This window comes from Eoetvoesiella caeni (assembly GCF_003315175.1).
Classification (GTDB): domain Bacteria; phylum Pseudomonadota; class Gammaproteobacteria; order Burkholderiales; family Burkholderiaceae_B; genus Eoetvoesia; species Eoetvoesia caeni.
Genome location: NZ_QNRQ01000011.1, coordinates 136,424 through 148,439, shown reverse-complemented (window position 1 = coordinate 148,439; position 12,016 = coordinate 136,424). Strand labels below are relative to the sequence as shown.

Genomic DNA, 12,016 nt, shown 5'->3' with positions numbered 1-12,016 from the left:
CGACATCCCGCCAGCCGAAGCCGAAGAGCGTTACTATCGACAACTTGCAGCACCAGCTGCGGAATCTGTTTTACTTTAACCAAACAGCCTCCGCGATTCCCGGTGTGATTCACAAAAAACGTCGGGCGTTTCGACAACATTTCGTCGGGAACTGGCATGACGACAGTGTCTTTGATTGTCGTTGCGGCTTTGCTTTTGGCTTTTTCGACGATCGCCAACGTCGTAGGCTTGTGTATTGTCGCCTTAGCCAAGAACTGAAGTATCTTGACGGCTGCGTCAGTCTGCTTAATGCCATGCTCAACATAGGCAACTAGATTAATGAGATCGCTGCCTTTGTCGTCGGTAGCGAAATCTGCCCAAACGCCGGTTTCAGTATTGATTTTGAAAGATCCGGGCTTGCCGTCATGGCGGGTTGGGTTCAATGCAACATACTCATTACCGCGTTGCTCGCCGTTGGGTAGCCAGTGTTCAAGAATTTCATTCACGCATTCGAGTGCTAATTCCCCTGTTTGCTCGAAATTTATGCCGTTTGGCATCGCGTTGCTGAGGGTTAGAAGCTCCTTGGCTCGACAGACTGGATCAGTCTCATCAAATGTTGTGCCAGAGGTGGTACTGCAAAAAGGTACTGCTATATGAGAATCGCTATTCCTCTCGGGGTTTAGATTAAAATCATTGTTAGACATGTATTTTTACTTTTTAAAGGCCCGCACGAAACAACGAATTTCTGCGGGTTTTTCTCTGCGTTGTATTGCCCTTGCAATACAACATTGAGCGAAGGCCTGCTTTTTATATGTTGGCCTTCTGCTCATAGCGTGGCCTAAGCGAAGCGAGGTCAAATCCGCTCGCATTGGCTACGTGTTCTGCTTTGTGCAGGTTCGGGATAACGCCATTGCGTACCCATTTTGAAATAGCGCCTGGGGTGACGTTTAACGTCGAGGCCGCAATTTTCAAGCCACCCATGTTAAATATCGCCTTTTTTATTTCCTCGTGTCGGTTCATGTTTTTGAAGTTTCCTTTCTCGATAAATTTGGGTGACTTTTTGATCACCCCGAACTTATCTTAGCTTGGTGCTTCAGGTCGAAATAGAGTTTTGGAAAATATTCTTTTAACGACACATCAGACACCAGAATTACTATTGCGGTTAGCCACACGCTCGGCGATCCACCCATCAATTTCGCTGCTTAACCAGGCGGATGCGTTACGTCCAATTTTTACAGGAGCAGGGAATGTGCCGGCTTGAATATCCGCATACACCGCCGACCGGCACTTACCGGTACGTTCCATAACCGGTCGTATCCGAATCAAATGCTCAGGCGGAGTTGACGATGTATTTGCTTGATGAAATGGAGCCAACGGCTGCACATTTTTCGGATTTTTACTCTGGACGGCATTGATAACAAAATCAGACATTTGATAAATTCCATATTCGACGCAGACGATCGGGGAAATTCCAGACCACCCGTCAAAACAGAACTATCCCTGCCCAAATTGCCTATTTATCAAATCGGGCAACTTTAAAAATTATGACTTTAATATCAAATCATTGGGAACAAAGTTTTCGCAAAAACCGGGCAATTACGCCTATTGCCCAATTTGCCATTCCTACGCTCCAGGCTATTTTTTCCTGTAAAAAGGAGAGTCTGACTCAGCAAACAAGATATTGCGAATTGTCTTTACAGTACGGGCCTGTGGTGTATTTCTGACCCTTCGCTCGACCCACCTTGCAACGTCGCTTTTACTCGCACTAGGACGATCAGCCCACATCTCGTTAGCCAAATCAAAATACTTTTGGCGTCGCTGTTGGGTAGCAGCACTACGTCTTCTAACCGCTCTGACTTCTACTGGCACTTGCGAATTAACAGCATTGCTAATGGCCTCGGCCAGCATTGCATCGTGCCCATTCGCCAGGCCGACAAGTTCGGATGGTAAAGGCCAATCACGCTTCTGCGCCCAGGCAACAAAATCGACGATTCGCACCCTTTTAACACGGGCAACATCGACGCTCCTTAAGACACCGTGCCTAACTGCGTCCTCAATGGCCGCCAAACGACGACAATACTCATCGTGCTGACTGCCAAAATGGAAAAGATTTTTTTCGCCCGGACCATCTTCATAGTCATGGGTGAAAGAGGACAAATCCGCAGACTGATCTATCGCAGCAACCACATCGGGATCAATACCAAGCGACAAAAGAACAACTTCGTTGTATGTCGCATCCAAACGGTCAGCCCAATCCACGAAAGAGACTGACAGCAAGACCGAAATATCAACTGGCTTTTCTTGTTCCATTTACACCTTTCCGTTGTGGCTTATGCCCATTAACATAATCAGCCCAAGCTTCCATTAATTGTCGGCGTTTTTCAAGCAAATCGCCACGACGATATGCTGCCTCCACCTTGTTCTTGATTACATGGGCCAAGGCCATTTCAGCCACATCGCCTGGAAAGCTGGTTTTCTCCCCAGCCCAATCCCGAAACGACGACCGGAAACCATGCGCCGTAATCTGTAAGCCCATGCGGCGCAAAACCATCATGAACGCCATGTTTGAAAGTGAGCTTTTCCCGTTGCGGCCAGGAAAAATATAGTCGCTACCCCCAGCTAGTGGCTTAGCACGTTTTAGTATTTCAACACATCGAACCGAGAGCGGCACTCGGTGAGGACGTTGGGCCTTCATACGCTCGCCGGGAATAATCCACAAGGCATTTTTCTCATCAATTTCAGACCATTTGGCACCCAAGACTTCGTTCGTACGTGTTGCAGTCAAAATCAAAAACTCAAATGCCAATTTTGTCAGTTCACTGGAGTCGCAAGCACGCAACCCCATAACGAAAGCAGGAACCTCTGCAAATGGCAATGCCTCGTGATGATTTAGTCGTTCAGGTTGTTTAGGTAAAGCGTTTTCAACACCGTCAACCGGATTCGTTCCATCCCGTAGATCATGTGCTTTAGCCCAGTTCATAACATCGCCAATACGTTGACGAACTCGCCGGGCTGTCTCTGCCTTACTCAGCCAGATCGGTGACAGTACGCCCAAGACGTCCGGAGTTTCAATTTGATCCACAGGCTTCTTGCCGAACACTGGAAATACATAGGTAGTAAGTGAATTAATCCACTGATCGCCGTGCTTCTTATTCTTCCAAGATGGCAATCTGGCGGTATGCACTTGGCGGGCTGCTTCTTCAAATGTCAGGACGACACGCTGTTCCAAGCGTCGCTGTGCTAGTGGATCACCACCACCACGGGCGATTTGTCGCATCCTGGCAGCCTCCTCACGAGCGGCGGCAAGTGGTACCGTCGATAAACCGCCCAAACCGATATCTCGGCGTCGGCCCTGGACTACGATACGCAATAGCCATCGCTTAGCCCCGCTTTCGTCCACCTGCAAATACAGCCCCTGTCCATCTGCATGGCGGCCCGGCACCTTAATAGCTCTAATCCCTACCGCAGTCAGCCGCTTTTCTTGGTGGCGTCCTGCCTTGATTCGTCTTGTCACTACCATTCTTACCCCACATTTCACCCCACATTTGATTATGCCTTGATGCAGATAAATGTGGAACACCCTGGAGTAAATTTATATTTTATTTTTTTAAAAACAATAGCTTAAAGACAGACATGGAAAAACATGGACCTAAACGAGGAGGACACCCTGTCCGCCAATTGATGTGCAGGTATGCACAATATTTAAGCCACTAGAAATAGTGGCTTTTTTGGGCTCTTCCCCATAAACGGGGGACGGGCACTCATCACACTCGGTTTTTTATTTCATGCGCAATTCCCATTGCGCCAGCGGCAGTGCGGGCGCTTGGTGCACTATGCGGCGCAACGTCATTGCCAAAGTGCCCCATCCACGATCGGCAGGCCAGTGGCTTGGATGTACCGTGTGCCATTTACCGCCGGGTTCCTGCCTTTCGGCCATCCGGAATCGGAACGAATAATAGCCCGTGCCAACGCCCATGCGCAGATCGGAGACGATAAGTTGTCCGTTGATCTCGTCGTAGCGCAGCCAGTCTCCGGTGAACCAGCGCAACCCCGAAAGCAAGGCGGAATCTGGCAAGGCGTTCGCCAGCGCAGTGTTCAGGGGCAGCTTTATGGCCTCGGCGGGCTGGGTGTCCAGCACGCTGCTGACGGCTTCATAGTAGTGATCATCGCCGGTACGCGCAACCACCCGCCACAGCAGGATATTGAAAGGCGCGGGCGTTGAAAACAAAGAGTCGATCTGGGCGCCCGCCTGAACCAGCTCGTTGCGCACGCGCGTTTCGACGACAGACTTGATGATCAGGGACGCGGCCAGATATATGGCACATAGGCCCAGCGCCCAGCCGCATAGAAGCCTGGCCTTGCCGCCCATTCCGGCAACCAGCCCAACTGCCACTGCTACGACAAGCGGCAGCGTAAAAAGAGGATCGATAATGAAAACGCTGGACCAGCTCGTTGGCGTCGGCCGCCACGGCCAAAACAGCTGAGTTCCATAGCTGGTGAATGCGTCAAGCAATGGGTGCGTGATCAGTATCAGCCATAGCGCGAGAAACAGACGGCCCCAGCCGTACTGCGACGACGGGCGCCAGCGGCGCAGTACCCATGTCAGCATAACCGCCAGCGCGGTCAGCACGAACAAGGAGTGCGAAAAGCCCCGATGGTTGATCATGGCGGCCACTGGGTTGCCATAGTCGATAAAGACGTCCAGATCTGGCAGCGTCGCCAGTACCGCTCCGCCCACCAAGGCTTTCCGCCCATGAAATCGTCCAAGCAACGCGCCGGAAATTCCGGCGCCTAAAACGGCCTGTGTCAGTGAATCCATGAGTCTTGCCAGTGTTTTACTTTGTGAGGGACGAGGCGAACCGCACCGTGCATCCTACGCCGCAATGGGAGGTATTGAACCATAACCCAATCACAAGACAGAGGAACGACGCGTGAATGGTTAGTGCTGCAGTTATGTGTTTAGGCCTGCAAATCCAGCCTGGCGGTATAGGTTTCCAGAACAGCGCTCGCTATCGTCAGCATCAGACAGGATAGCCCGGCGGTTTCACCGCGCCGCAGCATGTCGCCGACCAGATGATCCCCTTCGATAGGTAAACCGGCCTGCATGTCGCGATACATGGACGAGTTGAAGGCAGACCCCGGATTGGTGAGCACACGCTGAAAGCCGGCAATGGCCTGCGGATGCATTGGATGACCGGCAGCTTGGGCGCTGTCGGTACATTCACGGAAAAGTTGCAGCGCAATCTGCCCGCCCTTCCCGCTGTGCATGTATTCGCCTACTGCTCCGCCCAACAGACAGTTGGCGGCACCCAAGGCCGCCATGCGGCAGAACTTGTCCCACATGTCATCCATAATATTTTCGCTGAGCTCTGCATCGACTCCCGCGTCGACCACTTGCTGCCAGACAGCTCGGGCCTTGATTTGCTGGCCGGGCGTACGGGCACCTACCGTCAAGCTGCTGTATGCATTGCTGACCTTGATCCGTGTTGGCGATGCCTGCGTGGCGACTGTTTTCGCAATCCCGCCCAGCACCCTGGCCTGGCCAAAGACATCATCAAGCTGTTCAAGATGTCGCAGACCGTTCAATAACGGGAGAATATGCGTTTGCTCGCCCATGGCGGCCGCGATGTCGGTGATGACGCTATCCAGTGCATAGGCCTTGTTGGACAAGATAATCAACTCATAGTCGGCGTCAAGTTGATCGGCTGTTACCGTACGCGGCCGGAAATTGAACTGGCGTGTGGGCAGCTCAAGCGTAATGCCGTCGGCATCCACCATGGCCTTACGCGCCGTGCGTAACAAAAATCGCACATCCGCACCCTGCTGATGCAAACTGGCGCCAAACAGGCTGCCAACGGCGCCCGCCCCAACAATCAATATTTTCATTTCACTGCCTCTTTCTTTGCACACTCTTGCCATTATTGCCCAAGGACGGCCTGTGAAAGCTTACCGTTAGCGCTTTTGAGTACTGCAGGTATCACTCTCACTGCTTTCATACTTGAGCCTATTATTATTTTGAGTGCGCTATTTTTCCACATTCAATTAATTCGGCGCTATAGTTGTCATCAACGCAACACGGCAATACCAGCCACCCGAACTCTACTTCTGTCACTTCCAATAACCCAGCCACAATACGGGGGAACGACGCGTGAATGGACAACCCACGCCTGCTTCGCCGGCCATCGAAGCCGGCGCCGGCTGCAAAGCCATGTTGAAGGTAGACAAGGTCGGCAGGCATTTCGACACAGACGAAGGCGCTGTGGTTGCCATCGAAGATATTTCATTCACCGTCAGTGAAAGCGAGTTCGTCTCGGTCATTGGGCCTTCTGGCTGCGGCAAATCAACCTTGTTCAATCTGATAGGCGGGCTGCTGCCAATGGGCGAAGGATCTATCCGCGTCGCAGGCGAACCCATCGACGGACCTCATTCAGCCATAGGCATGGTCTTCCAGGAAGACGCCACATTCCCCTGGCGCACTGTGCTTGAGAACGTGGCCTTTCCTCTGGAACTGCAAGGTGTACCGAAGAAGGAGCGCTTTGAAAAAGCGCAGCAATTCGTCAACCTGGTCGGCTTGGGCGGCTTCGAGCGCCGCTATCCGGCCGAGCTGTCCGGCGGCATGCGCCAGCGCGTTTCCATCGCCCGGACATTGGCCCACGAGCCTAAACTGCTCTTGATGGACGAACCTTTTGCAGCGCTGGACGAACAGACCCGTCTACTGCTCGGAGACAAGGTTCTACAAATACAGCAAGCGCTCAGGCAAACTGTGCTGCTGATCACACACAACATTACCGAAGCGGTGCAGCTTTCAGATCGTGTCCTGATCATGACCTACCGGCCGGGCCGCATCAAACGCATCGTACCCATCGACCTGCCCCGCCCCAGGACATCCGAAATGCTTAGCAGCGAAGTATTTGGCCGCTATATCGCGGAGATCTGGGCGGATCTGCGTGAAGAGGCCAGCCGCGGCATGCTGGAGGCCGAGAACTACTCGCGGAAAGAGGCCTGAAATGCCGCGACACCGACCGCTGCACAGCAGATACGGCCCTGAACTGATGGGCGTACTCGTGCTGCTGGCGTTTATCGCCATTATCGAGATACTGGTGCGCACCTCCGTCATCAACCCGTTCCTGATGCCCAGACCGTCCGAGGTTGCGCTGGCATTCGAGCGCATCATTCTTGAAGAAAACGTTTTACACCGCTTCCTGGTTACGGCCGGTGAAGCCGGTACAGCGGCACTGCTGGTTGCCCTGATCGGAATACCTTTCGGCACCTTGCTGCACGGCCGCCTGCTTTTGCGCAAGTCCATTGAAACCTGGGTCGCCGCCTTGGCGGCCGCGCCCATAGTCCTGGCCTATCCGCTGTTCCTGGTCATCTTCGGACGCAGCCCATGGACCATCATCACAATCGGCGTCCTTGCCGGCTTGCCGCCCGTCGTCCTGCTTACCATCGAGGGGTTGGATTCAATACCGCGCGCCTTGATCGCCACCGGCCGCAGCTTTCGCCTGAACCGCTGGCAACTGTTCTGGAAGATCATGTTTCCCGCCGCACTGCCCAGCATTTTTTCCGGCTTGCGCATCGGCCTTATCTTCGCCCTTATCAATGTGGTGGGCGTGGAGTTCCTGATCAACTTCGGCGGGCTCGGTCCGCTTATCAATGAACTGGCCGAACGCTACGACCTTCCGGGCACCTACGCGGCCATCTGCTTTGTCGTGCTGGTCAGCGTTGTTGTGTTCATTGCCATGGAAAGGATAGAAAAATGGCTGCGACCAGGCTCATGACAACATCCGCCGCCCATTTCAAACACAAAGTCCGGATCCTGCGGCTGTTGCTCATTGCGGTCATACTGCTGGCCTGGCAGGCCCTTTCCATGTCGGGCCTGCTGTACCAGGACGTCGTACCGGGGCTGCCGGCCGTGGCGCGTGGCCTGTATCGCCTGCTGGCCGACCCCGAGTTCTACAGCAACCTATGGGCTACCGCCGGCGAAACAATACTGGCCACCGTGCTGGGCAGCGCAACCGGCCTGGCCGGCGGCATGCTGCTGGGTGGCAGCCGCTATCTGCAACGTGCATTCGAGCGCTATCTTTATTATCTTGGGCCGACGCCCAAGATAATTTTCTTTCCACTGATGATTCTGTGGTTCGGCGTAGGGCCCAGCTCAAAGGTTGCGCTGGGCGTGCTGTCGTGTTTTTTCCCGGTGGCGCTGGCCGTGGCCACAGGCATGCGCCGGATACCGCCGATCTTTGTCCGGGTGGGCCGCAGCCTGCGGGCAACGCCCATGCAAATGGCAACCCGCATCTACCTGCCCGCCATGCGCGAACCCGTCGTCAATGGCATACGCCTTGGTTTCGGCGTGTCTGTCATTATGGTGCTGCTGGCCGAAACCAAGCTCTCGAACCAGGGACTGGGGTTTCTTGTCATTCAGAACTACCAACGCTTTGACATGCCGGGCATGTATGCCCTGCTGATTGCGGTTTTCGCGCTTGCGGTCGCCGTCAACGCATTGCTGAGCCGGCTTGCCGGTACTAAACGATCCCAGGGAGTATCGATATAACCGTGTCATAACCATCGCAAGAGGAGACATTCCATGAAAGCATTGCATCATCTTCTGGCCGGCGTCGTGCTGGCCGCATCATTCGCCGCAAGCGGGTCCGCCAATGCGGAGGACACCTTGAAAATTGCCATGGGGCAGCGCGGCAACTGGGATACATCGGTAGCGCATCTGGGCACCGAAGCCGGTATTTTCAAGAAGCACGGCATCAAGCTGGACATGCTCTACACCCAGGGCGGCGGCGAAACCATGCAGGCGGTCATCTCGAACAGCGTCGATATCGGCTCGGCCACGGGCACCATCAGCGTGATGGCCGCGTTCGTGAAAGGCGCGCCCATTCGCATCATAGGCGCAGAGGCAACGGGCGCAGCCGACTTCTGGTATGTGCGGGCCGACTCGCCGCTCAAGACCATCAAGGACGCAACGCCCGACACCACCATAGCCTATTCCACCAACGGCGCGTCAACCAACAGCGTAGTGCTGGGCTTTCTGCGAGCCTACAAACTCAAGTCGAAAATAGTACCCACCGGCAGTCCGTCGTCGACATTTACCCAAGTAATGAGCGGGCAGGTGAATGTGGGCTGGTCGGCGCCGCCCTTCGGCTTCGAGGCCTTGAAGGACAACAAGATCCGTATCGTTGCCCGCGCCAACGACCTTGAAGAGATTCGCCACGAGACGATCCGGACCCTGATAGCCAACACAGCCGTGCTGGAAAAAAAGCGCGATGCGCTTGACCGTTTCATGGCGGCGTATCGCGAGACCATAGACTGGATGTATTCCAGCGACGACGCGCTGGCCGCCTACGCCAAGTTCACGAAGACCGACCTCGACACAGCACGCAAGGTGCGGGACGACTTCTTTCCCAAGAGCCTTATCGACCCGGACAAGATATCGGGCGTAGATCTTTTAATGGCCGACGGCATTGCGTTCAAGACCTTAAGCAAACCGCTGACTCCGGAACAGCTTCAAACCTTGATCCAGATCCCGCCGCGTAAGTAGCGGAACTGATACAGCGGCGACCGCAATGCCACAATGGCGCGCTAAGCAGCCGCGCCCTGCGGCTTCGTGTCTTGAAGCTTGGGACGGCGCAACGCCGCCGTGACCAGGACCCAGCCGCAACCCAGCATTCCGCCCAGGATAACGCCCAATACAACTATCAGGCTACGCTTGGGCGCTTCGCGCGACAATGGCAAGGTGGGAGCCAATTGATAGCTGTAGCTGTCCGACGGCGCAGCCTGGTATTCCAGCATAGGCTCAAGCATTTGGAGTTCGCGCGTAAGCTCGTAATACCGGGGCGGAAACAGCAATGGCGAGTCGTTGGCCGTAGCCAGTTCGGCTGAAAGATATTTTTCGCCCAGCATGAACAGGCGGTCCACATTACGCAATTCAATCACAGCGCTGCCGGGAAGATGCTGGCCCACCGTATATTCCTTTATGCCCGCATTGCGGGCCGTGGATAAGGCGGCTTCGAGGTCAGCGATATACCTCTTGCGGGCATGCTCGACCTGGAACTCGATATCGGAAGCTTCCGCCTGGCGGGACAGAACGCCCGCATTCAGGCTGTCTCCGAATTCCCTGTCGACCAATGCCAGGGCCTGCTTGTTGACCGCATCGATGTAGGCCGTCAGCACGCGTTGTGCATCGCCAGCTTTGGCGGCGGTGAACGACAAGGTATAGCTGGGCGAAATTTCATTCTTGCCCGGCGCTTTTATTTGCAGATCTTTATCGGCCAAGCGCTGCAGCACCGAACGAGAACTTTGTTCTTCTGCGTCCTGGGTCTGGCTTTTGTAATAAGGGCTACCCAGAAAAAAAGCGTGCTTGACTTGTTCGGTAACGCTTAATTGGATGAAGTCGTTGAACAATTTATTGGACAAGGCCGCAATGTCCACGGGTTTATTGCCGGTGACGCGGGCCAGGGCCCGCCGCTGTTCCAGATACGCCTTAAGCTGCTCGACGCGCGGGGCGCGAACATAAGCCACGGACGTCCATTTTTCGGCTGCGGTGAATGCATAAGCCAAAGCCAATAACGTTGCCGCCACCACAAAGGCCAGGATCACTATTTTTTTTTGCCAAAGAAGGCGGAATAATTCCAGTAGGTCGATTTCGTCGTCGTTGCGCGACGAAGCGTACTGCAAGGCTGATTGAGTCATTTTCCACCGGCACCTGATAGGTGTGCCGCGCAGGCCTTATCCTGGAAGCATGGGCTTTACCCCAAGCGTTCCTGGTTGGACCGTTGCCGCGCACACGAACTTGTACCCTGGCGCTGCTGCCACAGGGCAGCCTGTTTCGCCAAAGTTGCATGATTTTTGATTTTGTCGTGATACTGCCAACGACCGCCTGGTTTCCGCTGCAGCGCGCACCCTTGCCTTTTGAATCGGCAAGCCGCCAAGCTGCAGCAAAGGCTTAATTCTAAACCAAATGGTTGCCAAGTACAACCGAATGGTTCTCTATTTTGCGAGCGCTTATAGCAAACTTCGGCCATGCCGCAACTGGATGAAAAACAAGCGTTTACCGCAAGACTGAAGCAAGCCCTGAAGCGCAGCCCCAAAAAGGTCGCGACGGCGACCGAGCTGGCGCTGCAATTCAATCTTCGGTACAAGGGCGAAGCTGTCAGTCAGCAAGCCGCTCAGAAATGGTTGACCGGCAAATCCCGTCCCACACCCGACAAAATTGAAACCCTGGCGAACTGGCTTAATGTGCCGGTTCAGTGGTTGCGTTACGGCATAGGCGAAAAAACGTTGCTCCCGGCTACCGAAATGCGCGCCCGTGAGCCCTCGCCTGGCTTCGAGCCTCTTACCGAGGAAGAGATAACACTGGTACAGCGTATCCGCGGCCTGTCCGCACACCGCAAATACCTGATCACCGAAATCGTCGAGCAGTTCGCCCTGGAGCGGGAAATCTGGCGGCCATAAAAACCTGTGTGGTTTTAGAGACGGTTCAACCCCAAAACGAAAACATATGTAACACAAAGGCCTTTGTAGGCTGATTTGTTGCTTTTGGATGCCTTTGAAGGGCCCCGGTTTACGTTTGAATGAAGAATCTCGGAGACAATTGAATCGTCTCAAGAATCATAGAGGTGTAAACATGAAACGTCTGCTCATTGCAGGGGCCGCCGCCCTGGCGCTATTAGGTTCAAGCGCCGCCATGGCCCGTGTCGACGTGGGCATTTCCATCGGCGTGCCCGGAGTTATCTACGGCGTGCCCGAATATTACGCCCCGCCACCAGTGCGCTATGTCGCACCGCCGCCTGTAGTCATCGTGCCCGAGCGCCGCTACTACCGGCCCGCCTATGTGTACGGCCCGCCCCGCTACTACCGCGACAACTATCGCGAATACCGCGGTCACCGCGGCGACAAGCACTGGCGCAAACATCATCGCGATCGCGATTGATTATGCAAGAAGTCTCCTTGGTATGAAACTACCAATTTAAGGCCGCTAACGCGGCCTCTTTTTTTGTTTCAGCATGACTCCAGCACCGAACTTCGCTGG

13 protein-coding genes and 1 pseudogene are annotated in these 12,016 nt (G+C 54.5%); 6 read left to right on the top strand and 8 right to left on the bottom strand.

Features of this window, described 5'->3' with window-relative positions:
- The 7 genes and pseudogenes from DFR37_RS23345 to DFR37_RS17565 all read right to left on the bottom strand — a co-directional run.
- Positions 1 to 683, bottom strand: a pseudogene (locus tag DFR37_RS23345) (hypothetical protein); the annotation flags it as partial.
- A 103-nt stretch (positions 684 to 786) separates the two neighbouring features.
- On the bottom strand, positions 787 to 999 hold the full coding sequence (locus DFR37_RS17590; RefSeq protein ID WP_113934493.1) for a helix-turn-helix domain-containing protein: 213 nt from the start codon (positions 997 to 999) through the stop codon (positions 787 to 789).
- Between the two features lie 117 nt (positions 1,000 to 1,116).
- A complete protein-coding gene (locus DFR37_RS17585) occupies positions 1,117 to 1,410 on the bottom strand; it encodes a helix-turn-helix transcriptional regulator (RefSeq protein ID WP_113934492.1) in 294 nt (97 codons plus the stop codon).
- A gap of 204 nt (positions 1,411 to 1,614) precedes the next feature.
- Positions 1,615 to 2,289 (bottom strand): hypothetical protein, encoded by a 675-nt coding sequence (locus DFR37_RS17580; RefSeq protein ID WP_113934491.1) that lies wholly within the window; start codon positions 2,287 to 2,289, stop codon positions 1,615 to 1,617.
- Entirely contained in the window at positions 2,267 to 3,493 is a 1,227-nt protein-coding gene (locus DFR37_RS17575) for a tyrosine-type recombinase/integrase (RefSeq protein ID WP_211317268.1), read from the bottom strand. Before DFR37_RS17575 ends, DFR37_RS17580 begins: the two co-directional genes overlap by 23 nt.
- A gap of 264 nt (positions 3,494 to 3,757) precedes the next feature.
- Positions 3,758 to 4,798, bottom strand: a complete 1,041-nt coding sequence (locus tag DFR37_RS17570) for a metal-dependent hydrolase (protein ID WP_113934489.1) — start codon at positions 4,796 to 4,798, stop codon at positions 3,758 to 3,760.
- 140 nt (positions 4,799 to 4,938) lie between these two features.
- Positions 4,939 to 5,865, bottom strand: coding sequence for a ketopantoate reductase family protein (locus DFR37_RS17565; RefSeq protein WP_113934488.1), 927 nt, complete (start codon positions 5,863 to 5,865; stop codon positions 4,939 to 4,941).
- Positions 5,866 to 6,127: 262 nt separating this feature from the next.
- Between DFR37_RS17565 and DFR37_RS17560 the strand changes: the two genes are divergently transcribed.
- Genes DFR37_RS17560 through DFR37_RS17545 form a run of 4 tightly spaced genes read left to right on the top strand, consistent with a single transcriptional unit; the run spans position 6,128 to position 9,526 of the window.
- Entirely contained in the window at positions 6,128 to 6,985 is an 858-nt protein-coding gene (locus tag DFR37_RS17560) for an ABC transporter ATP-binding protein (protein ID WP_242341889.1), read from the top strand.
- A gap of 1 nt (position 6,986) precedes the next feature.
- Positions 6,987 to 7,757: an ABC transporter permease gene (locus DFR37_RS17555; protein ID WP_113934487.1), complete on the top strand. Its 771-nt coding sequence runs from the start codon at positions 6,987 to 6,989 to the stop codon at positions 7,755 to 7,757.
- Positions 7,736 to 8,530: an ABC transporter permease gene (locus tag DFR37_RS17550; RefSeq protein ID WP_211317266.1), complete on the top strand. Its 795-nt coding sequence runs from the start codon at positions 7,736 to 7,738 to the stop codon at positions 8,528 to 8,530. The genes DFR37_RS17555 and DFR37_RS17550 overlap by 22 nt, the downstream gene beginning before the upstream one ends.
- Positions 8,531 to 8,563: 33 nt before the next feature.
- A complete protein-coding gene (locus DFR37_RS17545) occupies positions 8,564 to 9,526 on the top strand; it encodes an ABC transporter substrate-binding protein (RefSeq protein ID WP_113934486.1) in 963 nt (320 codons plus the stop codon).
- Between the two features lie 41 nt (positions 9,527 to 9,567).
- On the opposite strand, the gene DFR37_RS17540 is transcribed toward DFR37_RS17545, so the two are convergent.
- A complete protein-coding gene (locus DFR37_RS17540) occupies positions 9,568 to 10,677 on the bottom strand; it encodes an LPS O-antigen chain length determinant protein WzzB (protein WP_113934485.1) in 1,110 nt (369 codons plus the stop codon).
- A 330-nt stretch (positions 10,678 to 11,007) separates the two neighbouring features.
- On the opposite strand from DFR37_RS17540, the gene DFR37_RS17530 reads away from it, so the two are divergent.
- A complete protein-coding gene (locus DFR37_RS17530) occupies positions 11,008 to 11,439 on the top strand; it encodes a helix-turn-helix domain-containing protein (RefSeq protein WP_113934483.1) in 432 nt (143 codons plus the stop codon).
- 172 nt (positions 11,440 to 11,611) lie between these two features.
- Positions 11,612 to 11,917 (top strand): virulence factor, encoded by a 306-nt coding sequence (locus DFR37_RS17525; protein WP_113934482.1) that lies wholly within the window; start codon positions 11,612 to 11,614, stop codon positions 11,915 to 11,917.
- Positions 11,918 to 12,016 lie beyond the last annotated feature (99 nt).